The 26,362-nt window shown below is 56.4% G+C and carries 24 protein-coding genes; 14 read left to right on the top strand and 10 right to left on the bottom strand.

Translation table 11 applies throughout. The annotated features are described in order from the left end of the window. The 4 genes from ASTEX_RS07465 to ASTEX_RS07450 all read right to left on the bottom strand — a co-directional run bounded on the left by ASTEX_RS07465 (position 1) and on the right by ASTEX_RS07450 (position 4,256). Entirely contained in the window at positions 1–714 is a 714-nt protein-coding gene (locus ASTEX_RS07465) for a hypothetical protein (RefSeq protein ID WP_013479001.1), read from the bottom strand. Between the two features lie 94 nt (positions 715–808). Continuing rightward, positions 809–1,399, bottom strand: coding sequence for a hypothetical protein (locus tag ASTEX_RS07460; protein ID WP_013479000.1), 591 nt, complete (start codon positions 1,397–1,399; stop codon positions 809–811). 74 nt (positions 1,400–1,473) lie between these two features. Continuing rightward, positions 1,474–2,265 (bottom strand): exodeoxyribonuclease III, encoded by a 792-nt coding sequence (xth, locus tag ASTEX_RS07455; RefSeq protein ID WP_013478999.1) that lies wholly within the window; start codon positions 2,263–2,265, stop codon positions 1,474–1,476. Positions 2,266–2,318: 53 nt separating this feature from the next. Further along, positions 2,319–4,256: a patatin-like phospholipase family protein gene (locus tag ASTEX_RS07450; RefSeq protein ID WP_013478998.1), complete on the bottom strand. Its 1,938-nt coding sequence runs from the start codon at positions 4,254–4,256 to the stop codon at positions 2,319–2,321. Positions 4,257–4,340: 84 nt separating this feature from the next. Here ASTEX_RS07450 and ASTEX_RS07445 point away from each other — a divergent pair, with 84 nt between their 5' ends. Continuing rightward, positions 4,341–4,739 (top strand): DUF1489 domain-containing protein, encoded by a 399-nt coding sequence (locus ASTEX_RS07445; protein WP_013478997.1) that lies wholly within the window; start codon positions 4,341–4,343, stop codon positions 4,737–4,739. 74 nt (positions 4,740–4,813) lie between these two features. Continuing rightward, complete coding sequence (locus ASTEX_RS07440) at positions 4,814–5,962, top strand: FkbM family methyltransferase (RefSeq protein ID WP_013478996.1); 1,149 nt, start codon at positions 4,814–4,816, stop codon at positions 5,960–5,962. 4 nt (positions 5,963–5,966) lie between these two features. On the opposite strand, the gene panC is transcribed toward ASTEX_RS07440, so the two are convergent. Next, positions 5,967–6,827, bottom strand: coding sequence for a pantoate--beta-alanine ligase (gene panC, locus ASTEX_RS07435; protein ID WP_013478995.1), 861 nt, complete (start codon positions 6,825–6,827; stop codon positions 5,967–5,969). A gap of 57 nt (positions 6,828–6,884) precedes the next feature. Between panC and ASTEX_RS07430 the strand changes: the two genes are divergently transcribed. Both ASTEX_RS07430 and ASTEX_RS07425 read left to right on the top strand, forming a co-directional pair. Further along, entirely contained in the window at positions 6,885–7,625 is a 741-nt protein-coding gene (locus tag ASTEX_RS07430) for an SPOR domain-containing protein (RefSeq protein WP_013478994.1), read from the top strand. Between the two features lie 61 nt (positions 7,626–7,686). Further along, on the top strand, positions 7,687–9,321 hold the full coding sequence (locus ASTEX_RS07425; RefSeq protein WP_013478993.1) for a phosphatidylglycerol lysyltransferase domain-containing protein: 1,635 nt from the start codon (positions 7,687–7,689) through the stop codon (positions 9,319–9,321). Here ASTEX_RS07425 and sfsA read toward each other — a convergent pair. Next, the gene (sfsA, locus tag ASTEX_RS07420; protein ID WP_013478992.1) at positions 9,318–10,022 is read right to left on the bottom strand and encodes a DNA/RNA nuclease SfsA; all 705 of its coding nucleotides are present in this window, start codon (positions 10,020–10,022) and stop codon (positions 9,318–9,320) included. The two genes, ASTEX_RS07425 and sfsA, sit on opposite strands and share 4 nt — an antisense overlap. A gap of 49 nt (positions 10,023–10,071) precedes the next feature. Between sfsA and ASTEX_RS07415 the strand changes: the two genes are divergently transcribed. From ASTEX_RS07415 to ASTEX_RS19865, 6 genes are all read left to right on the top strand, one after another. Continuing rightward, complete coding sequence (locus ASTEX_RS07415; protein ID WP_013478991.1) at positions 10,072–10,875, top strand: competence/damage-inducible protein A; 804 nt, start codon at positions 10,072–10,074, stop codon at positions 10,873–10,875. Between the two features lie 2 nt (positions 10,876–10,877). After that, on the top strand, positions 10,878–12,332 hold the full coding sequence (locus ASTEX_RS07410; protein WP_013478990.1) for a M20/M25/M40 family metallo-hydrolase: 1,455 nt from the start codon (positions 10,878–10,880) through the stop codon (positions 12,330–12,332). 333 nt (positions 12,333–12,665) lie between these two features. Beyond that, on the top strand, positions 12,666–13,943 hold the full coding sequence (locus ASTEX_RS07405; RefSeq protein ID WP_013478989.1) for a tyrosine-type recombinase/integrase: 1,278 nt from the start codon (positions 12,666–12,668) through the stop codon (positions 13,941–13,943). A 572-nt stretch (positions 13,944–14,515) separates the two neighbouring features. Continuing rightward, on the top strand, positions 14,516–15,562 hold the full coding sequence (locus ASTEX_RS19870) for a S1 family peptidase (protein ID WP_013478988.1): 1,047 nt from the start codon (positions 14,516–14,518) through the stop codon (positions 15,560–15,562). 513 nt (positions 15,563–16,075) lie between these two features. Beyond that, positions 16,076–17,260 carry a hypothetical protein gene (locus tag ASTEX_RS07400; RefSeq protein ID WP_013478987.1) on the top strand — a complete coding sequence of 395 codons (1,185 nt, stop codon included), beginning with the start codon at positions 16,076–16,078 and terminating at the stop codon, positions 17,258–17,260. Further along, positions 17,257–17,826: a GNAT family N-acetyltransferase gene (locus ASTEX_RS19865; RefSeq protein WP_013478986.1), complete on the top strand. Its 570-nt coding sequence runs from the start codon at positions 17,257–17,259 to the stop codon at positions 17,824–17,826. Before ASTEX_RS07400 ends, ASTEX_RS19865 begins: the two co-directional genes overlap by 4 nt. On the opposite strand, the gene ASTEX_RS21085 is transcribed toward ASTEX_RS19865, so the two are convergent. The 4 genes from ASTEX_RS21085 to ASTEX_RS07375 form a co-directional block, all read right to left on the bottom strand. Next, the gene (locus tag ASTEX_RS21085; RefSeq protein ID WP_013478985.1) at positions 17,763–18,335 is read right to left on the bottom strand and encodes an ATP-binding protein; all 573 of its coding nucleotides are present in this window, start codon (positions 18,333–18,335) and stop codon (positions 17,763–17,765) included. The two genes, ASTEX_RS19865 and ASTEX_RS21085, sit on opposite strands and share 64 nt — an antisense overlap. A gap of 1 nt (position 18,336) precedes the next feature. Further along, positions 18,337–18,756 carry an ASCH domain-containing protein gene (locus tag ASTEX_RS07390; RefSeq protein WP_013478984.1) on the bottom strand — a complete coding sequence of 140 codons (420 nt, stop codon included), beginning with the start codon at positions 18,754–18,756 and terminating at the stop codon, positions 18,337–18,339. Then, positions 18,734–19,780: a GNAT family N-acetyltransferase gene (locus ASTEX_RS07385; protein ID WP_013478983.1), complete on the bottom strand. Its 1,047-nt coding sequence runs from the start codon at positions 19,778–19,780 to the stop codon at positions 18,734–18,736. Before ASTEX_RS07385 ends, ASTEX_RS07390 begins: the two co-directional genes overlap by 23 nt. Before the next feature lie 336 nt (positions 19,781–20,116). Beyond that, positions 20,117–22,717, bottom strand: coding sequence for a hypothetical protein (locus ASTEX_RS07375; protein WP_013478982.1), 2,601 nt, complete (start codon positions 22,715–22,717; stop codon positions 20,117–20,119). Positions 22,718–22,923: 206 nt separating this feature from the next. On the opposite strand from ASTEX_RS07375, the gene ASTEX_RS07370 reads away from it, so the two are divergent. From ASTEX_RS07370 to ASTEX_RS07355, 4 genes are all read left to right on the top strand, one after another. After that, on the top strand, positions 22,924–23,181 hold the full coding sequence (locus ASTEX_RS07370) for a hypothetical protein (protein ID WP_013478981.1): 258 nt from the start codon (positions 22,924–22,926) through the stop codon (positions 23,179–23,181). A 119-nt stretch (positions 23,182–23,300) separates the two neighbouring features. Further along, a complete protein-coding gene (gene dcm / locus ASTEX_RS07365) occupies positions 23,301–24,533 on the top strand; it encodes a DNA (cytosine-5-)-methyltransferase (RefSeq protein ID WP_013478980.1) in 1,233 nt (410 codons plus the stop codon). Next, entirely contained in the window at positions 24,534–24,986 is a 453-nt protein-coding gene (locus ASTEX_RS07360) for a very short patch repair endonuclease (RefSeq protein WP_013478979.1), read from the top strand. Between the two features lies 1 nt (position 24,987). Further along, entirely contained in the window at positions 24,988–26,313 is a 1,326-nt protein-coding gene (locus ASTEX_RS07355) for an MvaI/BcnI family restriction endonuclease (RefSeq protein WP_013478978.1), read from the top strand. Positions 26,314–26,362: the final 49 nt, after the last annotated feature.

The raw sequence follows: 26,362 nt of genomic DNA, 5'->3' as shown, positions 1-26,362 counted from the left end.
TTACAGATACTGTATCAAGGGGGAATTGAGCACGTCGCCGTCTTTGTGGCCCGGTTTGGGCGCCGGCGGTGGGGCGTCGTCATTGTCAGAGTCATCATTGCGATGATCGTGAACCGGCGGCTTTGGGGCGGGCTCTGGCGGCGGCGGCGCGGGCGGCGTAAGCTCTTTTTCGATATCCGCCAATGGCTTACGAATGATCGCTTCGACGTGATAGAACCAGCGTCGCGCCGTTTCCATCGCGGCGCGTGGCCCTTCGGCGCGCGCCGTAAGGGCGTCGTTGGGGTCCCACAAGATCAACTCGAAATCGGGCTTTGACGGGTCATTGAACATCAGTCGGATGGTGACGCGATCAACCTGCGGTGCAATGTCGTCGAACATCTTGTGTGGGCCGCCACGAATGATGCGGGCTGCGACCTTATTATTGACGAAGACCTCGATGCCGATAAGTTCGGCCATGGTGTAGAGGCGCGTCGGAAGTTTCCCAAACTCACGCACGATCACGCAGCGATTGCCGAGATAGGAGAGGGCGGCGGCTGCTTTGCGCGCTGGTTCTATGGAGGCCACATCGGCCTTTGCGCCATTTAGAGCTTCGGCGACTTCGTCCTCGAGCTTTTTGGGCGCTTCGACGCGCGAATCCCATATCCGGTAAAGGATTAACAGGATGGCCAGGGCGGCTGCCGTGAGGATGATAATGGTCGGCAGGTACTGGTTCACGGCTCTTGCGTTCAACCCCCAAATACGAACAATGGCGTCATATTAACCACGAATTGGCGCAGCCGTTAAGAGCCCGCACGCCACAGGTGTGGATTTAATCGTGCTCCGGGCCTTCGATTTGGGGTTCAGGCGTCGCAGGGCGAACCGGTTGCGCCTTTGGTGGTGTGCGTTTGATCACGGCGTCGATGTGTGATAGCCATTTACGACCCAGTTGTACCGCCTCGCTGGCCGTTTTGGGGTAGGCCGCATGAGTCGTCAGGTCGCCGAACAAGGTGACCTCAAACTCCGGCGTCTCCAGATCATTGAAGATAAGCCGTAACACGACGCGCGATGCCCCCGGATAGGTTTCTTCGAGGACACGGCGCGGTTCACCCTTCTGAGTGCGTGCCACGACGCGCTCATCAACAATCAGTTCGGCCCCTTCGATCTCATCAAAACTAAAGACCAGTCCGTGCCGCCCCAGATCCCACAGGACGGCCAGATCACCGTGCGTGAAGTCGAGGCCAGCGGCCTTTTTCATGCCGGTATCGAAGATGATAGCGTCCGGGGACTTACCTATGGCGGCGGTCAGGCCGCGCGCCAGACGGCGAGTGCTCTCATGCCACCACAGGGCACCTGACGCGACCAGGGTCAGGAGCAGGGCCGCAAAGGCAAACCACAAGATGACGCGGAAGGCTTCTTCCATTACACAGTTACATGACCGATCAAATGTTTAATCAGTCCTTACCGGTATCGGGTTAAGAATAGGTATAGTGACTGCTAAACATCCAGTTCCACGCCCACCGGGACGTGGTCCGACGGTTTGGCATCATCGTGAGTGCGACCGCGGGCGTCTTTGTGGATTTCGAAGCTTTTCAGGCGGTCGGCGGCCTGCGGCGACAGCAAATGGTGGTCGATGCGGATGCCTTCGTTCTTTTGCCACGCCCCCGCCTGATAGTCCCAGAAGGTGTAGCGGTTGCCTTCGGGCGGCATCAGGTCGCAAGCGTCGCTGTAGCCGAGGTTTTTCAATGATTGATAGGCTGCGCGTGTTTCGGGCTGATAAAGCGCGTCATCCAGCCATGCTGACTCCCGGTAAAGGTCAGACTTGGTCGGTATGGTATTGAAATCACCTGATAAAACGCTGATCTCTTCAAAGGCTAGTATCTCCTTGGCGCGCGCCTGCAAGCGCTTGTACCAGCGGTGTTTATAGGGGTATTTGTCGGTGCCGATCGGGTTGCCATTGGGCAGATAGATAGAGGTAACGCGCACCGGCACCGAGCCATCGACCACGGCTTCGATATAGCGCGACTGCTCATCTTCCGGCTCGCCCGGCAGGCCGCGCACCACGTCAATCAACGGTTGCTTCGACAGCAGAGCCACGCCGTTCCACGTCTTTTGCCCGTGCACAGCGGCGTTGTAACCCAGACGTTCAAAGGGCTCATACGGGAACTTTTCGTCCAGGCATTTCAGTTCCTGAAGGGCGCAGACATCGGGCTGCGTCTCTTCGAACCACTCCAGGATTAGGGGCAGGCGCGCATTCACCGAATTGACGTTGTAAGTGAAGATTTTCATGCCGGACCCTGCTGAGTTGTTGAACGCTTCCTACCCCGCTTTGCCGCGCGCCGCTACAGCTTGGGTTGCGGTTTTTTCGGCCCCTTGAGGAAACGCGGCAAGGTCACGCCCTGCGGTTTCAGCGTGTATTTCAGCTTTTCAGGGCGTGGCGGGGTCAGGAAGCTGTCGTCCGGAGTAAAGGCCGGGATATTGGGGTGCAGGCTTATGCCCAGTTTGCGCAACTGCGTCACGGGGTGCTCAAGCTGGGCCAGACTTTGCACGCTGGTCTGATAGCCGGATTCCACCGCCAGATCATAGGCGTGCCATTCGCGGATTTCGACGCCTTCGGGTTCGGGAATGATCAGCAGGTCGCAGGCCAGACGGCTCTGTTCCAGATCGGCCGCGGTGGTTATGGTGGCCGAACGCATCAGGATCGAGACAATCGGCGGTCCCTTACGCCAGTCGCCTTTGAGGAACCAGGTTGGCAGGCTTTTGGGAACGTGCACGCTCTTGGGGTCGATCCCCTTGGCACGTGTGACATCGACGCCGATGACCGTGCCCAGGTGCGAATTGCGCATCATCAGGGCCGGGAAGGAGCGCATCACGGCCCCATCGACCAGCACCTGATCGTCTTCGACCACCGGCGGCATGACGCCCGGCAGGGAGATGGAGGCGCGCAGGGCCTGACGCAGGCGGCCCGACTTGTGCACCTTGATGGTGCCGGAGGTTAGGTTGGACGACAGGCAGAAGAAGGGCAGCGGCAGGTCTTCGATCAGCACGTCGCCAAAATGCGCTTCTAACCGCTGATCGACCTTGCGCCCACCGGTCAGGGCTACAAACGGGAAGGTGACATCATCCAGCGGCGAGGACATGACAAAGGCTTCGCGGATATGGGTGTCGATTTCAGCGTCCGACCAGTCGAGCGCCACGCAGCCGCCGACGATCGCCCCCATGGACGAGCCGCAGATGAAGTCGATGGGGACATGGGCTTCGCGCAGAGCCTGAACCGCGCCGATGTGCGAAAAGGCGCGCGCCCCGCCGCCGGAAAACACGACGCCGATGGAATGGCCGGTGACGATGCGGGCGAGGCGCGCCGCGTCGGGCAACGAGTGCTCACCGACGTGGAACCAGCGCGCCGGTTTGAAAGCATCGAGCCAGTCACGCGTATGGGCGATTACTTTACGCCCATCGGCCTCCTGCGCCTGGATGAGGATCAGATCGGGCGCGCGTTGCAGGCCCAGTGGGTCGAGCAGCTGCGAGTCTTCGAGGTTAAGCGTGCTGGCCGGCAGGCGCGCCGGGTCGCTGTGGGGGCGCTGCGAATGGTGGCGGGCGTCGGCGATCCAGAAGGTGTGATCGACCTGACGCGAACTCAGCAGCCGCCAGTGGCTTTCTGGCTTTTCAGCGACATGCAGCACATAGTCGTTGTTCGCCTCGGCCTCGGCAAAAACATCAGCACCCGTGCCGTGGTGATCCTTATCGAGCAAGGCAACGCGGTAGCCCAGTGCGCGTACCTGTTCGGCAATGCGTTCGACCAGCGGGCGTACGATGATGTCGTTCAGAGCGAAAAAGGCGAAGACATTGGGGGTGTTGTGGCGTCGGCCTTCGCGCGGCGTGCCGGAGCGGGCGCGCTCGATCATCTGTTTCGAAAGCGCCAGCAACACGTCCGGCGCGGCTTCGATGGCCTTAAGGAAGTCGGCCTTGGGCAGAACCATCAGCTCGCAGTCGCGCAAGGCAATGACGGTCGAGGTGTGCGGCGTGTCCGCGATCAGCGACATTTCACCCACCGGCTCCCCCGGTTTGATCACCCCGATCAGGTGTAGGCCCTGATGGTCGTCGTCGTGGCGAAACACGCCCATGCGCCCGCTGCGCAGCAAATAGAGATGGTCGGACTCATCGCCGGCGCTGAACAGCCGCGTGCCGCCGGTCAGAGTGATCCAACTGGCGGCCTTAAGCCCCGACGGCGTGTTGAACAGTCGGGCGAGGGCGGCTTCGAGAGAGGTATCTTCCGCCATGCGGGTGGCCTTGAATTATGAGTCTCTTACCCATAGATAGCCCCGGCGGGCGCTGTTGCCAATGTGGTTGAAGAGACCAATCTGATGAGCCTTAATCTGGTCAAGCTGTGCGTAGGGGCCGATACGGTCGATGATCTGCTCCGCTGGGAGCAGGGGCACAAAACCCGCACCATCCATACGCGCCAGACGCCCAAACGTGCCGAGGAACTGCTGGATGGTGGCTCGCTCTACTGGGTGATCAAGGGCGTCATTCTGGTGCGTCGGCCGATCGTGGCCATCGACACAGTAGAAGGCGACCTGCCGCAATGCCTGATCACGGTTTCGACCGAACATATCCTGACCGAGCCGCAGCCACGTCGTCCCTTTCAGGGCTGGCGCTATCTGGAGGTCAAGGATTCGCCGCGTGACCTGCCGCAGGGGGCGGGAGGCGAGGCTCTACCGGCGGACCTGATCGCGGCCCTGCGCGATGCCGGGGCGTGGTGACCATCACTGTGCTAAGCTGGTGACGAATCGCCGGGGATTGACGCCCGGAGAAAGTCACGGGCGGAGGGACGTCGATGCGTTATCGCGAATTGTTGGACGGGCCTGTGGATTATGGTGATGCCGGGTTTCTGGCGCGGCTTGACGCCTTAAGCCGGGCACGGTCCGATTTCGATTATGATCGCGTGCCGCTGGTACTTCTGGGGGCGGGCTCAGTAATGGCCCAGAGCTTTGTTCGCTATGCCTGCGAGCGGCTGAATGTTATCGCTGTGGTCGATAATCTGCGCGATGGGCAGAGCCTTTACGGCTTACCGGTGATTGGTGACGCGGCGTTGGATCAGCTTTTGGCAAAGACACCCAACGCGGTCGGCGTCATTTGTGCCGGCTCGGAAAAACCCGCCAAGCATTTTCAGGCTATCTGGGGCGCGCATCCGGGGCCTTTGCTGTTCTATTTCGAGGTCATGCCGAAGCTGGGGCAAACCTTCAGCGGCAATGCCATGTTTACGGCGCTTCAGGCCTTTTCGGACCGCGATGAGGTGGCCGCCATCCATCGTCTGGGGCAAGAGCTGTTCACGGACGCCGAAAGCCTTCGCACCCTGTCGGCGCTTCTGGCCTATCGTCTGACCTGGGATGCGGCGGCGCTGGACGGCATTACGCGGCCGCATGATCAGATCTATCTCGATAATGCGCTTTGCCCGCCGTCGCGTAACGATGTGCTGGTCGATGGCGGAGCCTATGATGGCGACACGGTGCGCGCCTTCTTCGGGCATCTGGGCGGGCCATGCCGGCAGGTGCACGCTTTTGAACTTGATCCAGAGAATTTCACGGCCCTGAGCGCGGCTTTTGCTGCGACGCCGCATGTGACCTGCCACGCGGCGGGCCTGTGGAGCCACGCCGATACGGTGCGGTTTTCAGCCACCGGTGCGATGGGGAGCCGCATCGACGCCGACGGTAGCATTCAGGTGCCGGTGGTCGCCCTTGACGCGCTGGATCTGGGGGAGGTCACCTTCGTCAAGCTGGATATCGAAGGCGCCGAGGGGCCGGCCCTCGAAGGGATGCGCCGGACGATTGAGACCTATCGTCCGAAACTGGCCATCAGCGCCTATCACAAATCCGACGATCTCCTGCGCCTGAGCGCTCTGATTCGGGACATGCGGTCCGATTATCGCTTTGAACTTAGACACTATTCCGGCATGATCTGGGACACGCTGCTGTTCGCGGGCTAATCCCTTAAACCGCAATGTTATCGATCAGGCGCGTCTTGCCCAGCCATGCCGCGGCCAGAAGGCGTAGGTTTTGTGTCTGCGCGTCCGCCATCGCCAGCGTATCGGCGTCGCGCAGTTCCACATAGTCCACCGGACCAAAACCGGCGGCCAGAAGATTGGCCTTCGCCGCGCTGAGCGCCTTTTCACGCTGGCCCCCCGACCGCACGGCCTTCGCCACGGTGTTCAGTTCGACGATCAGGCGCGCCGCCTTCTGGCGCTCATCGGCACTGAGATAGGCATTGCGCGACGACAGGGCCAGGCCGTCAGCTTCGCGCACGGTCGGCATCCCTACCACCTGCACCGGCAGGTCGAGATCGCGCACAAACGTCTTTACGACCTGGAGCTGCTGGTAATCCTTTTCGCCAAATATGGCAACGTCGGGCTGAACCTGATTGAACAGCTTCATCACTACGGTGGCCACGCCATCAAAAAACTGCGGGCGGAACGTGCCTTCAAGTTCGCGCGCCGGGCCTTCGACGTGCACGCTGGAAGCGAAGACGGAGGGATACATCAGATCGACGCGCGGCAGATAGAGCAGGTTCGCTCCGACGCTTTCCAGAAGCTGCGCGTCCTTGTCCTCCGTGCGCGGATAGCGGTCGAAATCTTCATGCGGCGCAAACTGCTTGGGGTTTACGAAGACTGAAACCACCACCACGTCGCTTAAGGTTTTTGCGTGTCGCACCAGCGCCAGATGCCCTTCGTGCAACGCGCCCATGGTCGGCACAAAGCCAATACGCAGTCCCTTGTGGCGAAAGCCTGAAACCGCAGCGCGCAGGGCGCTCAGATCGCGGACGCGGGGCAGGGGAGAAGCAGCGGAAGCGGGCATGGAGCATTAACCAAAATTACTAACGACGATTTAAACGGCTTGTGAGAGGATGAAGCTATGCGCTCTCACTTTTCGGTTTCAAGACTGGCTCTGCTGACCGTCGCCTGCGTGGCGGCCGGGCTGTCGGGGTGCGAAATGCCCAAAGGCGACGGCAAGGATTTCCAGCGGATGGCCGCGCGTTTAGCGGAAATCGATATCGAAGGAAAGGGTGACCAAGGGGCATCCGCTTCGGAGACTTCATCCTCCGCCACGCGTGACGAACCGATTCAACTCGCTTTTGAAACGGCGAAGGAACTGACGACGGGTAAAGATGGCCTGCTGGCCGCCATGCCCAAGAAGGAGACCGGCAGCCTGATCCGCGTGGTCAATCCGCTCGATATGGAGCGGCCGGACGCCGATACGCCGCTGGAGACGGGCGTGTCTGCCTCTGCGGCGACGAGGCCAGCTCAGACAAGGACCCCGACAGAGCTGCTAATGAAGGCCGGGCCTGAAAAAGTTACGAAAGCCCCGGTACTCAAACCCGCGGCCAAACCCGCCGATAGCGGTATAGAGCAAATGGTCCGCAGCGTTCAGGTGGGCTCATTCAGTTCGCGCGCGGTGGCCGAAGCGGCGTGGCACGACCTGCGGGCCAAACATCCGGGCCTTGATAATTTCAAGCCGATCCTACAGCCGGTCACCGCCGCCAATGGTCAGGCGCTGGTGCGCTTACGCATCGGGCCCGTACATTCGCCCGAACAGGCTGAACGCCTGTGCAACCAGTTGTCTATTCAGGACGCTTGGTGCCGTAAGGCGGGGTGACGGTCCTACTACGCCGCGAAAACGATTTTAGCGAATCCCCGTGCCGTGTAAGGTGAGGGGTATGAAGCATCATAAAGACATCAGAGCCCTTGTGCTGGACATGGCCATCATCGCCGTGCCCAAGATCATGGCGGTATTGATGATGCTGGCCGGCACCTTCCTACTGGCTTCGGTGCTGTCGCCTATAGATCCCGAAGCCATGCCCTTTGTGCGTCAGTGGCTGCCGCTTGAGGTGGTTGAGCTGTCGCACGTTGCGGGTGTGGCGACCGGGGTGTTGCTTTTGTTTGCAGCGCGCGGCCTGTGGGAACGTCTGGATTCGGCCTGGTACATGGCGCTGGGCCTGCTGGTGGCCGGGGCCATCCTGTCGATGACGCGCGAACTGGCCTTCGGCGTAGCCGAAGTGATGGTGGTCTGCGCTCTACTGCTCTTGCCGTGCAAGCGCGCCTTTAACCGCCGCTCCCGCCTGATGACCCTGACGCTTAAGCCGATCTGGCTGCTGGTGACGGCGACTGTGCTGATTCTTGTGGCCACGGCGGGCTTTTACTTCTATGAGCGTACGCCCTATGCCCATGAACTGTGGCAGCGTTTTGCCTATGAGGCTAGCGTCTCGCGCTTCCTGCGCGGTCTGGTCGTCATCGCTATCACAGTGGCCCTGTTTGCCCTTTATCGCCTGTTCGGGCTGGCGCGCGCCGCGCCGGACCTTCCCGATGATGAGGATATGGAGGATCTGCGCGGCGTGGTTTCGCTGGCTCAGGACCCGCAGGCCTGGCTGGCGCTTACCGGTGACAAGCATATCCTGTGGAATGAGGCGCGCACGGCCTTTGCCATGTATGGTGTTGCAGGTCGCAACTGGGTGGTCCTATCGGCCCCGGTCGGCCCGCCGGAAGAGGTTGAAAAGCTGGGCTGGCGGTTGAAGGAAATGGCGGCATTGGCCAATGCCAAGCTGTCCATCTACCGCGTAACGACGGAGTTCCTGCCTCTGGCCATTGATCTGGGGCTGAGGCCGTTCAAGATCGGTGAAGAGGCGCTGGTGCCTGTGCAGAGCTTCGACCTGGCCGGAAAAAAAGGCTACGGCTTCCGACAGGTGTGGCGTAAGTTCGAACAGGCCGAGGCAGAGTTCGAAGTGCTGCATCCCGAAGCGGTGGAAACCCATCTGCCGCGTCTCAAAGCCATTTCCGACGCCTGGCTGGAAGAAAAGAAAGGCAAGGAGAAGGGCTATTCTCTTGGCTATTTTGATCCGGACTATATCCGCCTGACGCCAATTGCCGTCATCCGCATCGGCGATGAGATCATGGCTTTTGCCAATCTGTGGGCCGCCGAAGGCCGGACCTCGCTCAGCCTTGACCTAATGCGCTATGCGCCGGAGGCCCCGCCCAATATCATGGAGTATCTGTTTCTGCGCCTAATTTTCCACGCCCGCGATGAAGGTTATCAGTGGTTCAGCCTCGGCATGGCCCCGCTGGGCGGGCTTGAGGCGCGCCCCTTAAGCCCCATGTGGAACAAGATCGCTGCCCTGATCTACGCCTATGGCGGTGAAATGTACAACTTCGACGGTCTTCGCGCCTATAAGGAAAAGTTCAAACCGGTCTGGAAGCCGATCTACTTCGCGGTATCCGGTAACGAAGCGGCACTGATGCCGGCGCTTCTGGCGGTGGTGCAACTGGGTGGGCGCGTTGATAAAGCCAAAGAGGTCTAGCCCTTTATCTCGAGCTTGTGGCTGTGGGTAATGCCATCGGGCGTGACGCGAAAGGCGTGGGCCAAAAATTCGACGCCAGCCTCACGCGCCGCTGAATAGGCTTGGCCGAATACCAGATCGAGGTCACGCGCTACGTCAAAACGAAACACATCGTCACGCTGTACGCAAAAGACCACCACGGCGCGCGCGCCTGCCTCAACTCGGCCGATCAGCTCCATGAGATGCTTGGCGCCGCGTTCGGTTACGCTGTCGGGAAATTCGGCGAGTCCGGGGACGCGGCTGTAGTGGACGTTTTTGATCTCGACCCAAGCCTCCGCTTGAAGCGCGTGCTCCTGCAATAGCCAGTCAATGCGCGAATTGTGCCCGTATCGGACCTCTGGACGCTGACTGGCGTAGCCGCGCAGTTCGGGCACCTGTTGATCCCGGATAAGGTCGCCGATCAGCTGGTTGGGCCACTGCGTATTCACCCCGACCCAGGTATCTCCTTCGCGCAGGGCCTCCAGCCGCCAGCGCAGCTTTTTCGTCGGGTCACTTATTTTGGTCAAAAGCGCAGGCGTGCCAGGTCTCACGAGCCCCAGCATCTTGCCGGGATTGGGACAATGGCTTACGACGGTTGCACCCGTATCCAGTTCGACATCGGCGAAGAATCGTTTGTATCTCGTCACCAGACGGCCTTGGGTAAGTCTGTGCGCGAATAGCATTAGCGGTTCTCGGTGCTTATGTTCAGGGTCGTGATAAGGAGCCTGCCTAATGACGGTCAATACAGAAAATCCCACCGCCGCCGTTATAATTATCGGCGATGAAATCCTGTCGGGCCGCACGCAGGATACCAATGTCAATACGCTGGCCAAATTCCTAGGCGCATTGGGCATCGACCTGATCGAAGTGCGCATGATCCACGACGATGCGCCGCAGATTGTTCGTACTCTCAACGAATTGCGTAGCGCTGCGGATTACGTCTTTACCACCGGCGGCATCGGGCCGACGCACGACGACATCACCGCCGACTGTGTGGCGCAAGCCTTTGGCTTGTCGATTGCCGAGCGTGAGGACGCGTTAAAGATACTACTCGATCGTTATGGCGGCGATGCGCGTTTGCTAAATGCCAACAGCCGCCGAATGGCCAGGATACCGGAAGGGGCGTCGCTGATCCTCAATCCGGTGTCCGGTGCGCCGGGCTTCCAGATCGAAAACGTCTTCGTCATGGCAGGGGTGCCGCGCATCATGGCCGGGATGCTCAATGATGTGGCCCCGCGTCTGCGCCAAGGCGAACAGGTGCAGGCGCGCACCGTAAAGGCGACCTACGTGCCCGAAAGCCTTGCCGCGGACATTCTGAGCGCGCTCGACAAACACTATCCCGACCTGTCGCTGGGTTCCTACCCCTTCGGCATCTTCCCCGATGAGTTCGGTACGCAACTCGTCATCCGGGGGCGAAATCGAGAAGCCCTCGATGAGGCCTTTAAGGCCTTGCTCGACGGCCTGCCCGCCGTGGTCGAAAAGGCTCGCGAACGCTTTCCCGAAGCCCGTTTTGAAGAACTCGTTACCCAGGATTGATCATGAAACTCAAGGCTTTTCTTTTTGTCACCGCGGCGTTGGGTTGCGTGACCACCCCGGGCCTAGCCAAGCCGAAGGCCAAGCCCGTGGCCCCGGTTGCGGCCGTTGCTGAAGCGCCCGAAGTCACCGCCGCGCGCTTGCGTGACGAGGCCCTACAATCGAACGGGGCTTATGACTTCGTCGCGCAGCTAACGACGCGCTTCGGTGCGCGTCCGGCAGGCTCGGAGTCCGAACGCAAGGCAGCCGAATGGTCGGCAGCTGAGCTCAGAAAAATGGGCTTTGAGAATGTACGCATCGATACCTTCCCGCTGGTCATCTGGCAACGCGGGGCCGAAAGCCTCGAAATCACCGGTCCCTTCGCGCAGAAAATGGTGGTGACCGCGCTTGGCGGCTCAGGCGCAACGCCAGCCGAGGGGATTGAGGGCGAGGCGGTCTTATTTGAAACCTACGCTGAGTTTATCGATTCCAAGACGGACCTGGCCGGGAAGATCGTCGTCATCCTGCAACCCACTGTGCGCACACAGACGGGGCAGGGCTACGGCGTCAATTCCGGCTCGGTGCGTCGCAGCGGACCTGAAGAGGCCAAGAAGCGCGGTGCCGTCGGATATGTCATGCGTTCGCTGGGCACCGAGGATCATCGCTTTGCCCACACCGGTGCCACGCGCTTCACCGGCGTAGACGGTCTACCGGCTCTGGCCATGTCGCCGCCGGATGCCGAACAGTTCGAGCGTCTGCTGAAGTTACAACGCGCGGGTGAAGCCGGTCCGCTGCGACTTAAAATGCTTTCAACACCCACGGTTCGTACCGGCGGGCAGTCACAAAACGTAATCGCTGAGATCAAGGGTTCTAAGCGTCCGGAAGAGATCATCGCAATAGGCGGCCACCTTGACAGTTGGGATCTCGGTACCGGAGCAATCGATGACGGCGCTGGTGTGGCGATCACGATGGCTGCGGCCAAGCTGATAATCGATCACAAGTTGCGTCCAGAACGCACGGTGCGTGTGGTCTTCTGGGGCTCCGAAGAAGTGTCCCAGCCAGGCGATCTGGGTCTGTCGGGAGCGATGGCCTACGCCAAATCGTCCGACAAGGATAAGCATATCGTCGCCGCTGAATCTGATTTCGGTGCGGACGTGATCTATTCACTGGCCCTGCCCAAAACCGACACCCCTGATTTCAACAAGACTCTGGGTAAGGTGCTGTATCCGCTGAGCATCTTCATAGAGCGTGATCCGGCAACGGGCGGTGGCCCGGACACCAGCCCACTCAACGCGAAGGGTGTGCCGATCTTCGATCTGCAACAAAACGGCACGGATTATTTCGATGTCCACCACACGGCGGACGATACACTGGACCGCATCGACCCCAAGAAGATGAGCCAAAACGTCGCCGCCTGGGTCGCAACGGTGTGGATGATTGCAAATACCAGCGTCACCTTTCAGCCGACCAACGGCAAGTAACGTAAAAGCAGGCGGAAAACCGTTTACAGTTTTCCGCCTCTTGATATAAGGGCCGACCGGTTTGCGGGCATGGCGGAATCGGTAGACGCAACGGACTTAAAATCCTCATAGACTGACTTTTGCGAGGTAATTATCGCAATAAATTCAGCTACTTGTGAGATGTCGGTGCGCGGCGCAACTCTTACACAATCCTTACACACTCCCTCCTCGCCGGTTTCGGGCGGATTTTCAGCTCGCAACGGCTGTGAGAATTCTTCGGAAGCTCTCCGTAAAATTGCAAAAACTCCCCATTTGCCTTATCCTGAGTGGAGTGAGTGATCGGGGAGTGAGGAGATGGACGAAGCCTTCGAACTCATGCACGGCAAGTTGCATGTCTATAAGCGGCCCGGGAGCCGCCTGTGGCAGTGTTCGGCTTATCTCGCCGGAAAAAACCGACGCAGAAGCACCGGACAGACCGATCGGGAGAGGGCCGCCTATGTTGCCGAGGAATGGTATGTCGGCTTACGCGGCAAGGCGGCAAACGGGGAGGGGCTGCACAGCGGCAAGAAGTTCAAAGAGGTTGCCGCCAAATTCATCGAAGAGTTCGAGGTCATCACGGCTGGCGAGCGCAATCCCCGCTATGTGAGCAACCATCGGGCGCGGATAAAGAACCACCTCAATCCGTTTTTCGGGGACCTCTTCGTTACCGAGATCACGTCAGGCCTGGTACAGGAGTATCGGGTTCACCGCATCCGAACCAATACTGAATTCAAAACGAACAAACCGAAGCCTCTTGCGCGCTCGACGCTGCATCAGGAGATTGTTTGTCTGCGTCAGATCCTTACCGTCGCTGAGGCCCATGGCTGGATTAAGGCTGTGCCGACGGTGACGCCGCGCTATAAGGCGTCGGGCAAGGTCACGCGTCGGGCATGGTTTACACCGGCCGAGTATAAGCGGCTGCGGGATGCGACCCGCGACCGGGCCGCAAATCCCGGGCGTGAGCGTTATCGCCCGCACTGGGAACTGCTCCACGACTTTGTTCTGTTCATGGTGAATACCGGGCTGAGGCCGGATGAGGCCCTGCGTCTGGAGTTTAGGGACGTGGCCATTGTTGAAGATGCGGCCACCGAGGAACAAATTCTCGAGATCGAAATCCACAAGGGTAAGCGCGGCGTGGGTTTCTGTAAAAGCATGCCCGGCGCCGTTTTGCCCTTCAAGCGCATAAAAGAAAGGCGCGAGCGTACGCTTCGCGCAGAGGCAATGGCGGCTGGGAACCCGGCTAAAGCCATTGCCCTTGAGAACGGGGCCGAACGGCTCTTCCCGTTCTCACTAAACAATCTTCTCAACATCATTCTGCGGCAACTGAACCTGAAGCACGACCGTGAGGGTCAGGTTCGGACCGCCTACAGCCTGCGCCACACCTACATTTGCCTACGTCTCATGGAGGGGGCGGACATTTATCAGATCGCCAAAAACTGCCGCACCAGCGTCGATATGATCGAGAAGTTTTATGCGGCTCACATCAAGGATCGCATCGATACGCGGGCGATCAATGTCCGAAAGGAGAAGAAGCCCGTCCGTGGTCGCACCAATAACGAGGAGGGTGCGCGGAATAAGGGGATAGCCCCATAATCATACTCGACGTGGCTGTTCTGCCTCTTTATAAGATCCCTCGGTTTAAGCGGGCATGGCGGAATCGGTAGACGCAACGGACTTAAACCAAAGGATTGAGTGCCTTCGGGGAAACCCGGAGAGTAGAACTGCTCAAATTCGGGGAAGCCTTCGCTGGTAATCCCGAGCCAAGCCGGTCGAAAGATCGGAAGGTGTAGAGACTAGACGGGCAGCACCTAACCCCGCTCAGGGCATGGTGAAGGGATAGTCCAGACCACGAACGCGCAAGGGCGGCGGCGAAAGCCGAAGTGGTAAGAAAATCCGTCGGCCGAAAGGCCATGCCGGTTCGAGTCCGGCTGCCCGCACCACAAACATCCTTACAACGTGCCAGCGCTTAGGGGACCAACAGCACGGCGAGTTAGTGTCACGCCTACCGCTTTTGGCTAAAAAAGTCGACATTTTGACCATTCATTGCAAAATCCAATTCGTACCTCGACGAGGCGAACCAGCAACGTTTCGTCTTCTAGGGTGAAGCAGGATGTCCTAAATTTGGGCTCCGATAAAATCTAGTTGAATCCCGGAGGGCAAGCTAAATGACAGGCACCCCATTTGACGCGAGCAGAGTTCAATTCCCCGGTCTCCCAGTCCATTTGCTTGCCTTTTTCAGACTGGAAAACGCCAAGAAGACAAATACAGGTATAGTAAGCCGTACAGTTGCGGAATACCTCGCTCAGTTCGTCCCGAATGCTTCAGGGCAAAAGCCCCATCCGGAAACAGTCGTAGAAATATGCCGTAGGCTGGTGCGGAACGGATGGCTGTCTCAGGTGGCCGTTGGTGGCATGATGGGCACTGACAACAGTTACTTCTGTCGGGCAGATTTAGACCGCATTCAAACATCGTCGGTAATTCGATTGCTGAATTGTGCTGTTTATGGTCTACCTGCGGTCTATGACCTCTACAATTCCGCCGTTATTCCGCTAATAAATTGGAATTCGAAGTCTGATGCACAAATCGGAACGTGTTTTGTCGTAGCTTCTGACGCCATTGTAACTGCGTTACACTGTGTTCATCCTTCGGAAGCATTGGCAATTAGAGGAGTCTCGCCGGAGATTTTTTCGAAGGCATCACTGTATGTACATGAGAACGAGCAACTTGATCTGGCCGTGATCAAGTTCCCTGAACCGATTTTCGGCGAAATTCCGCATATATCATTGCCTGACGAACCTGCAAATGTTTTGGACGAAGTAATGGCGTTAGGATATCCGAATATACCAGGATTTGTTCCGGCATTAGCTGCTGAGGCGGCCCATGTTTCGGGTCGTTTAACTGTGGCGAAAGGAAAGATTGCGAGCAGTCCGACAGAGATATTCGCTAAGACCGAGCTGTTTCTGATAACCGCTCGCGTGAGAGGAGGATTTTCCGGCGGTCCACTTTTGGACTCATATGGCCAGGCGGCCGGTTTTATTTCTCGAGAGCCGACAAGTGACGCTAGTTCGGACACAATAGTAAAATATGACGAGCTTGGTTATGGCGTCGCGGTCCCTGTAAGTGCTATTTCGTTTCTTATTCAATCAATATCAGAAGGTGCCGCCACTCCGGTAGCTTTCGCCAATATAAAGTTCCGAGATTTTGAAGAGTAAAATTTACTGATGCCTAGAACGTCATTGTTACCGTTGATCGTCGGGTTTTCTGATATTTTTCAATTGCTCCCGACGAAGCGATCACTGGCTTCCAATCTGTGCAAATCGCCCTGATGGTGATCGCTTAAAGAATTTCGCTTTCATCCGCAACTGCGCGAAACTCATCTCCGACATGCGGACACACGGCCAGCATGAGGCCGTAAAGCTCCCCGACCGCCGTCTCGTCCTCAGCCCAGAAAAATGAGTAGCGGTGCTCGATCATTTGCCGATGACGCACGAGGCGGCATAAGGCGTCAAGCTCTAACCACGAAGGCCGTGATCGTGCCCCGGTCATCGCCACGAACCACTGACTAGTATTCCGGCGGCTTATTGACGTGCAGCTGGACGCGGCGGACCGTCTGGACGGGCAAGGTGCAATCCTCGCTATGAATATTCTTCAAATGTTGTGAGAATGTAGCTAAAGGTTGTGACGGCAAACGAAATTTCGAACCATGAGTCGAATTGGGGGAATAAATGAGCGAAATTAGCGGGAGTATAGCCGTATGGTGCAAACCAGCGAATGGTGCGCAAAGCGAGATAGAGGCGCACTTTAACTATTGGCATATGACTGGGGATGCACAGTTTAAGCCCACCGATGGATCTAAAGCCGTAGATTTTATTGAAATCGGCGTTCTACTCGATGATCCGTGGACCGTGGAGGCGATAAAAATATACCTACCGATAAAGGTTGATCGATCCAGCATCGAAGATTGTTCGACATATTTTCAAGAAGTTAGCATTGCTCAAGGTATATTTAACGAGGTACTCGCGACAGCGGGTCCAAAGGCTATTGGCCCGAAATTCATAGAGCTCTCCCGAGGCGGCGGCCATACATTTGCGCGTGTTCATGAGTTTGCGTTGGATGGAAAATCCTTGTGCCGACAAGAAGTGCTCTTGGAAGATAAGGGTGACGGTACAATAATCACGATTAGCGAGGTTGCACTTAAAGAAGCACGGGACGCGGCGACATCTTCTGGCCGATCATATTTCCGGCTTCGAGCTTATTTCCGCAATGGGCAAAGCAATCCATTTATTCGAACAATTTCAACTCCAGATAAACTTTTGCAGAGCAGTTATGATGAAATCGAATATCTGGATTTCCGGGTGAATGAGGCAAGAACGTTGCCTGATACTATCGAACAGGCAATGCGCATCGATCGACGGATCGGTGAAGTAAAGGTGAAACTGATAGCATTTCTAACCGCAGTACCGGTTAAGTCTGATCTGACTACCCAAAGCTCGCAATCGCATAAAATGCGGCTCCTTGAACATAAGCTGTGGAAAAACTATGTACGTGGTGAAATTCCAATAGGTATGATGGTTTACCATTGGAAACGGGAGGCGCAAAGGACTCATGCTGGAAGCGCTTCCGTGGCGCAGGAAGTCACCGATTTTACGGCATTTGTTAAGTTAAGTACGAAGCGTGCCAGTAAAAAAATTTGGTTGGCATATTTAATTGTAACATTTTTGATAGGCCTATTGGGCAATCTGCTCGCCGGCTATATCCAAAACATAATTGCGAACCGCGATATATCCCGATCTGTGCAAACGATGCCTTCTGTAAATGACGGAAGCAGAGCGAGCGCGGAGGCAGACGCAAATACGTCTGCTCCCGGAACTGTCCCGACCGCCAAAAATATGATAAAGAGTGGTGAATGAATATCAGCGACACTTCCGCCCGAGTCATTTTGCCATACTCCCGTTCGGAATTGAACTCGGGAGATTTGCTGCCTGATGAGGCCGCGGCACTGCGCTTTCTTTTGCCTCTTTCCCAGGATTATCCCGGCATCGAACAGTGGTATCGGACCAAAGTCATTCCTGGTGTCAGGAACGGAACGAGGCGACTCGTTAAAATAGAACGTCAAGGAGATTTGGTGGGGTTGGGCATTGCTAAGAACGAAGAGGGTGAGCGCAAAATTTGCACCGTTCGGGTAGCACCTGAGCATTCAGGTCGGGGAGTCGGACCGCGCATATTCGACACGCTTTTGCATTGGTTGGACGACGACATGCCGCACCTCACGGTGAATGAGGGAAAGTTACCGTTGTTTCAAAGAATTTTTGACTACTATGGGTTTGGAAAAACCTCAACCAGAACTGGCCTCTATGTCCCTGGTTCGATTGAAGTGGGGTATAATGATCCTGGTGCCGTTCCGATAATGCCTCAGAGTAGGGCATTGAAGGTGGTCCCTCGTGTCAGGCGATCTATCGCAGACTCGAGCTCATAGCCGTCAAGGACTTCGTCGATTTCGAGAGGAATGTCTAACGCCTCGGCGTAATGCTGCACTATTTTTCGTTCTTTTGCCGTCTCAAGTTCAATTCGCGCGACGTCCCGAAGAGGTCGTCGTCTTGGGCCAATTTGGCGTCGCCGAATTACATCCAAGGGCGGGGCCTCGAGTAAAATTAACCCCAAAGGTCTTATTGCTTGGATTGTCGCGGTCGGAATTTCAATAAGATCTTCATCGTTGTCGATCACTGCATGAGCATCAAGTATAATTGGACTTTGTGGTGACTGTATAAATAAGTCATTCAAGGCAGAGATTAATGCAGTTTGGTTCTTTTCAATTTCGGCTTCGCTGCTTTTACGCAGTTTTTCAGGTGAGTGACTCGTCGCTGAACTGATTATTTCGCTAGCGCTTACGTACTTAAACTCCGGGTGAGTATTAGTGAAAACCTTACAAGCGGTCGATTTTCCAACACCGGAAATGCCAAAGACCAAAATGCACGGGTTGTTCATGTCAGAGGAGTGATAACTGCGCGCCGCGTCTGATATCGACGCCTTGCCCGGCCACATACATGTATGATTGAGGCGGTGTGAAGTCGTCAATCACATCGAGTGGGCGAACAGGCTCGTGAAAAATGCGAAGGTTGCATATTTTCAACGCATAGGCAGTGGTTCGGCCCGCGAAATAGGAATCATAAAAATCCTTGGAAATTCCGGAGCCAAATTTGGTCTTGCTCCACAGCGCCTCTGGATCCTCTTCAAGTATGGTTTCGATGTCAAATTCTCCAACGAACCGCCCGACAGGCATAGTCGCGTAAATCAGAACCGTCTTAATGTCACGGCGAGCAAAGAGCCGTCGCCGGAACTCAAAAATTTTACGACCGGCGATAATATTCGCTACGTGTTCTGGTTTAATCGACAATAACACGCGCATTTACTTCACCCATGGCGACAATTTGGTTCAATTGGTGCAGGCTTAGCTCGCGCATATCCCATCGTGGTTGTACGGAAACGACCCCGGCGTCAATCAACTGCCCCCTCGTTGTCCGTCGACCGAGAGCAACATTATAGGTCATTTTAGCTACGCTGAGTCGCGGCCTTTCGTACAAATTCCTGAGTCTTTCTTCTGAGAACACACTGCGGGGCGTCGTGTAGGCCAAAAACGCGTCGACATTCGGAAAATCGTTCTTTCTTCGAACTTCCTCTACGACACAAATGGACGTTACGACAGAGCGAAAATAAGCTGGTCCTTTTCCATCGGTCGTTCGATAGAAGACGACCACATCACCTGGCGACATTCGCTGAAGGGCAAGACCGGATATATAGACCTTATGGATGGTGTTTGTATGTGATACGTCGCGTACCAGCGCCTCTGGCTCGTTGTTCAAAATGGAGTCAGGAAGCAATTCAGTGTGGTATTCCGGATATATTGCCAGCAGCCAAGATCGTCTCCCGGCAGTATGTACGAAGGGGTAATCCAGTAGCCGGTCGCCCGTAAAATCCACCAGCGAACGAGCTAGGACCAGCTCTTCTCCGTCACCCGTTCGTTTGATGCCGTGCCTGACAAATCCATAGCGTTCGAAGAGAGCAATAAGGTCTTCGTGTACTTCAAAGACAGTGACGTAAACACCTGCAGCGCCTCGAGCTAGCGCCGTATCGAATATCTTCTTAATGACACGTTCGCCGAGGCGTGTACCCCTTCCCACGATTTTAAGGGTGCCTACTTTTAGCCAAACGCCGGCAGAGAGCGGAGGTGTGACATCAGTCACCGGGCCTTCCTCTGTCTTCAGATAGATCATCCCGCTGAGTTCGGCTTCATCATCAACAACATAAAGCTCTTCGTCGCGTTTACTCTCGAACCATCTGTCAAATCCATTGTAGCCAGCCTTTAAGCTGTCAAAGAACGGATTGTCGATCGAAAGATCGCGAAAATGAGTTAGGCGTAACCGTCTCGCCATCTCATTCCCTCCCCAGAAGGCGACCTTCTACAAAAAGAATCGGCCGCGAAGCGATTACTTATGGCTATCCACCTACAGTATATGCGTCAAGCGAAACTCGGGCCAAGCAAACCTGCTCGCTTGGTGGTGCTCGTCGCGCAATCAATGTCTGGTTTCGAGCGCGTCGCGCGATCGATGATGGAATGTCTGCATTGGGCGCAGAGGGGTCAGCGACGCCATCTGGAGGACGATACCAAGCCGGTCCCGCTACGGGTCGGATAGAACGCCCCCCTTGTTGAAGAGGTATTCCTTCGACAGAACTTGGTCAGGCTATGCAGTCACCTAGGCGCTGAGTGGTCATAACTTGCACAGAGAGGTCGTGCACAAGGGCGGGGATTTTTCATAAATCATCGGCTGTTTGCTGCAAATTCCTTCACCTTTTTCGTACTTTGTGGGGTCAACGTGGAAAAGGGCTTCGAAGGCCTTCGGATCAACTTTTTCACCTCGACAGACCTTATCGCGGATAGCTTTCTCTACCCCGGGATTGTCTTTTCCCTTCCCAACCTCGGAACTATATCCCTTGAGAACGACGACCCTGCGCTGATAGGCAGATTTAATCATCGCGTCATTGATCAAACGTACCTGTTCAGCGGGATCTTTAGCTGAATTGGCGGCCTCCCAGGCTTCCCTTACCGGCCGATCTTCAGGAGCGTCGTTAGAAGCTTTGTACTTACCCAGGTTGATACCGAAAGCGGCCATGGCTGGAGCTTCTCTGGACCCGTTCATAGCCGTAGCCGGTGACCGCGAAACGACATCCATCATTGCGTCCGCGCGGTCGTTTCCAAGCTGCGTATTGTGAGTTGACGAACCTTCGACCGAGGCCGTGCCCAGCACTACATAGTAGTTTGTCTGACTCTTATCCTCGTCCGGGATTTTACATTGCGTAGAGGAGTCCAGCAAAATGTAACGGTCGCGATCGAACCAGAAGCTGCCACCACTCATTGCAATCGCATCGGTCGATGAGGTCGCAGTGTGACACTCGAGGGTCGCATATCCCAGATTATCGGGGAGAGCTGGGATCTTCACGTGCCAGCGTGTCGGAAGAAGCCCTGTCGCGAGGCACAGTATCGTTGCAACTCCAACTGGAGCGACCAGGGCTCCCGTCCGGCCAATCATGTTCTTGAAGCTGGCATCAACGAATTTGGCGCTGACCTCAGTGAGCCCAAACCCTATTGTTGCAAAAAGAACGGCAATCAAAAGGTTCACGAACAGGAAGGGTGCCGTCGCGAATTTAAGATGTCCAGTCGCGGAAATAAACCGATCAATGTCTTGGACTTCTGGCAGATCCGGCGCAGACACAATGTTACCGAGTACAAACAGCAGTGAGGTAGGGAGTAGCAGAAATAAATAGCTCCTCTCTGTTGCCTTCTTTTTTGTCTTGGCCTCCTCGATAGACACCTCTTTTTCGCCAACCCAGGTTTTCAAACGAATCTTGCCTGGGGGCAGAGCGCGGCTGATGATTTTCGAAATTTTTTCCCGGATCTTAGTGCCGCCGTCGAGTAGAGCGTCCAGTAAACCGTCGATACGCCCCTGGCGTGTGCGGGCGTCTGCGATTTTTGCGTTCAACCTTTGTAATTCGGCACGAACAATGTCATCGCTGCGTTTAGGGGGTGTTGCCGCCTGTCCCGCGTCTTTACTCTCCTGTATCAAGGCATCAAGGGTCGATTGGGTCGTGCCTCGGGCCAGTTCAAGGTCTCTGATGCCTTGAGCGAGACCATTGAGTGCCGGCTCAAGCGCGTCCGTAACTGCGGAACCAAAGGCTTGACTTAGCACTTCATCAGCTCGCTTGTCAGCAACGTGGGCATGTTTGCGTCGCAAATCCGCCAGGTATTCATCGAGCACCCTGAGATAGAGCTCCAGGTGATGGCGTTTGTCTTTCCGCGCGCGATCGGCGTTCGCGGTGTCCGCCTGTTGGAGGTGGTAGGCCTCCCACGCCTCCAGTTCCTCCATGAGGGGCTGAATAGCTTTTTCTAAGCTGTCTATCTCGGATTGAACGCGCGCGTGATCGTTGGGTAAGGTGGCCTTTTTGGATTCGATACTATGTAGTTCTTTTTCAAGCTCTTTTAGTTCATCCGACGAATCTGCCTGTCCCAGTGCCTTCACAACGCGAATATTGTCGATCGCTTTCTTTGTCAGGAGCACTGGGATGAAGCTCGCCACAGAGACCAGCACGACTAGAAACGCGAAGTAGCCGTGATGGTGGTGATCGAACGGTAAGGCGCCGTAGATGTCGCGTAGTGCGTTACTGCCTGCAGTCCACCTGTCGTCATCAATCGGCCGCGTGGGGAGAAGATTAAACTGGCTGCCGGCGTGCGGCTTGTCGATGAGCTTGTAGTGCTCCGTGACAACGAAAATCCCCAGTGCAGCAACAGCACCCATTGATATGGTCACCAATGCAACGAAATTTCGTACCTTTCCATAGCCCTCATCCCCTCTTTCTTCAGAGCGGCTGGATGGGGGGATAAAGGCTCTGTTGAGCGCCTCGCCGCCCATATAGGCAACCATCGCCATCAGAAACGAAATGATGACCACGTGGTACCATTTAAGATACCAGTCGTAATAATCCTTCGCAGCGGTATGGCTCTTAAAGGGATAGGCGTTCAGGTCCTGAGTAGGGTTGTTCGAGTAGTCGTGGAGGTGCTGAACGGAAACAGGTTTCCCTGTCTTGAAGGTCTTCGTCGTCTGACCGGCCGAGGTCGTTTCTTCTACGTGGTGAGGGGCGTCAGCGCTTACAACTCTTATCATTCCATGGAAGCCGACGAACCACAGCATGACGGCCATCACTGCAATAGCAACGAGTGCGCCCACTGCCTGCCACGGGGTCCAGCTTTTTACATTCGCTGCCTCGTCCGATGCTGCGGTCGTCTCTAATGCCGCCACTGGCTGGCTATCAAACATGGCAATCCCCCGGCTACCCCAAGCCCAAATTCCACCAAAAAGATAGTTAGCGATTTCTGGAAGTGTCAAATCACGAGCGCATCTCGCCCTTTAATTGAGTGTGCCTGCGCTGTAATTGACACATCCGATGCGAGGCTTCTCACGCAGGGCCTGGTCAACACATGGGGTTTCTGATACTGTCTCATGGGTATAGAGGAGAAACAGCCATGACCATTATCGTGGATATAGCGAACCGCCTTTATGACTACACTGACGAAGAGAAGGCGGCTGAGGCTATTGCGGCGTTTCAGGCTGATCAAGGGCTAAGCGACGCCGAAGTCCTCGCCATTTGGGAACGTGACTCAAGCTCACAACGTGATGAGCTTGAGCGGCGCATTTTCGAAGCGGTTGATGCCAACGGCGGCGCGGGCCGTGCACGTGACGAAATTCCCTATCCGCTGAGCCTGATGACTGAGGACGCCTGAGCCGTCGGGCTCGTCTCTCCTGCTCTGGGAACAAAATAAAAACATTTGCGCTGACGCATCACTTGAGTTAGGGGGCAAATCAGGACAGCGTGTCCGGATTATTCCCAGGGGCGTCTCTAATGCGAAATCAGGATTTTCACTCATTACGTCTGAAAGCTGGCATTTCGTTGGAGGAACTGGCTGATAAGCTCGGTTACAGTCCCCGTCAGGTTCGCCGCTGGGAAACGGGTGAACTGGCTCCCCGGCGGGCGGCTATCCGGTTTCTGGAAACTCTGGTCGGAGGCGCAACCGATGTGACCGCATCGCCGCCGCGCTTCACCTTTATTGATCTGTTCGCCGGCATCGGCGGACTGCGTCGCGGCTTTGACGAAATCGGTGGCCACTGCGTTTTTACGTCCGAATGGAATAAATACGCGCAGCAAACCTACGCCGCCAATTTCCGCGATAACCATCCGATCCACGGCGACATCACGCAGATCGAAACTGCTGACATTCCCGACCACGACGTGCTGCTTGCCGGGTTCCCGTGTCAGCCGTTTTCGATTGCGGGTGTTTCCAAGAAGAACTCACTTGGGCGCAGCCATGGCTTTCTTGACGAGGCTCAGGGGACGCTGTTTTTTGACGTTGCCCGCATCATCGCCGACAAACGGCCTGCGGCTTTCATGCTGGAAAACGTCAAGAACCTCAAAAGTCACGACAAGGGCCGGACATTTGAGGTCATCATGAAGACCCTAGAGGGCGAACTTAGATACAAGGTGTGGCCGAAGGTCATCGACGCTCAGCACTTTGTGCCCCAGCACCGCGAGCGTATTGTCATTGTCGGTTTCCGGGAAGACGTGCCGTTCTCATGGGATGACCTCAATCTGCCTCCCAAGGGGTCAGTGAAGCTCTCATCCATTCTCCACCCTGAGAACGCGATCGAAGAGGCCGAGCCGCCCTATACAACCGGTATCCGGGCTGAGGTGGCGTCGAAGTACACGCTGACTGACAAGCTGTGGGCTTACCTGCAAAACTATGCTGACAAGCACAAAGCGGCAGGCAATGGCTTTGGTTTCGGGCTTGTGGGGCCGGGCGACGTATCGCGTACCTTGTCGGCGCGCTACTACAAGGATGGCTCAGAGATCCTTGTGAGCCGGGGGAAGGGGAACAATCCCCGACGACTTACCCCGCGAGAGTGCGCGCGCCTGATGGGCTATGATGACAGCTTCCGCATCCCGGTATCAGATACGCAAGCCTATAAGCAATTCGGCAACTCTGTGGCGGTTCCAGTGTTCCGGGAGGTCGCACGGATTATGCAGCCCCACATTCAGGCGCTGATCACTGATGAGCCCGAACTGAAAGTGGCTGTCTGATTGGCCGACGTCCACGACACCGCAACCCGTAGCCGCAATATGGCGGCAATCCGGGGTAAGGATACAAAGCCAGAATTGCGTATTCGTCGTGCGCTCCATTCACTTGGCTTTCGTTACCGTCTTCACGCGAGAGACCTTCCTGGCAAGCCCGATCTGGTGTTTCCGAGGTACGGAGCTGTTGTGTTTATCAATGGGTGTTTCTGGCATCAGCATGACTGTCATCTGTTCAGATGGCCGGGCACCCGCGTCGATTTCTGGCAAGAGAAGATCGGCAAAAACGTCGCCAGTGATGAGCGCAACATCAAAGCACTGGAAGCACTTGGCTGGCGTATCGCCATAGTCTGGGAATGCGCGTTGAAGGGACGCACAAGGCTACCGGACAATCAGCCTGTACAGCTTCTGGCTGAGTGGCTAAGCTCGGCGGAAAAGAGACTCACTATCCGGGGAAACTGAGTTGGTTGCGTCATTGTCGGGTTTGCTCAGTCTGATGCGCCACCACGGCGCGGAGCGCATCTATGCCAAGAAACTGGCCCCCAACGACAATTCCAAAAATCAGGTCTATCTGGGTGGTGGTTTCGGGGCGCTGAACATCATTCCTCATGGTGAAATCGTCATAGACACTCGTGAAGTGGCCGGAAGCAAACAGGACCGGCCGAAGGCAAAGGTGAAATTCTTTTGGCTTGACGAGGACGGTCGCCAACCCACGCCCGACGCTCAGCTTATCCTTTATCCGGACTACCCCGAAGTCCGGATGTCGGGCTTCCTGAAAGGCTGTAAAGCCGCACCTTCAGCGATCATGACTGTCCGCGATCCGGGCCGCGTTTTGTTCATGGGGATGACGGCAACAGGCGACGTTCTCGGATATGCGACGTTCGCTGATAATCCGATAGCCGACGAGGTGAACGCGCGCGAGTGGCAGTCCGTTGGCGTGTTTTTAGAACTACCATTAGACCCCGACCAGAAAGTCAGTCCAAAAGCTATTTTGCTAAGTGAACTCCGGCGGGTTTACGAACAGCATTGGATAGCCTCTCAGCGTCTCGCCAGAGACGGCCAGAAAATGCAATACACCGCCCCGAACGCAGGTGGATACACCCTTGAAGCGGAGCTGGGAATCATCCCGAACGGGATTGCAGAGCCTGATTTCATGGGGTGGGAGGTGAAGCAGTACGGCGTCGGTGACTTCATCAGCTACCGTGCAAAGACCCCCGTCACTCTGATGACGCCCGAACCCAACGGCGGCATCTACAAAGATGACGGCGTTGCACCGTTCCTGCGTCGCTATGGATATGCGGATAAAAACGGAAAGCCTGACAGGTTGAACTTCGGGGGCATCTACACCTGCCAGAAGGGGCTTCATCCTGATACCGGCCTGCGCATGACGATTGCCGGTTTCGACGCCGACAAGGGTATCATAACGGACCTCAGTGGAGGCATCCGGCTGGTCGATGGTGCAGGCGAGGTCGCGGCGAGCTGGTCGTTCACCGGCATGATGGAGCACTGGAATCGGAAACACGCCCAGGCTGCTTACGTGCCGACCCTATTCCGCACACCTCCGCCTGAATACAGCTTTGGTTCTCGCATACTCCTGTGTGAGCAGACCGATTTTATCCTGTTCCTGAAAGGCTTTGCATCCGGTGCGGTCTATTACGATCCGGCGGTGAAGCTGGAGCGGGCCTCTGAGGCCAAGCCTGTCTTGAAGCGGCGCAGTCAGTTCCGTGTGCGACACGGTGACCTGAAAAAAATGTACCACCACTCGGAGGTGGTTGATCTTCTCCCCTGATGTCAAAGGCCTCAGTCTGGGCGAGTATGACGGCGAAACGGTATCTCCG

The organism is Asticcacaulis excentricus CB 48, assembly GCF_000175215.2.
Lineage (GTDB): Bacteria > Pseudomonadota > Alphaproteobacteria > Caulobacterales > Caulobacteraceae > Asticcacaulis > Asticcacaulis excentricus.
This window is presented reverse-complemented; position numbering and strand designations above follow the sequence as displayed.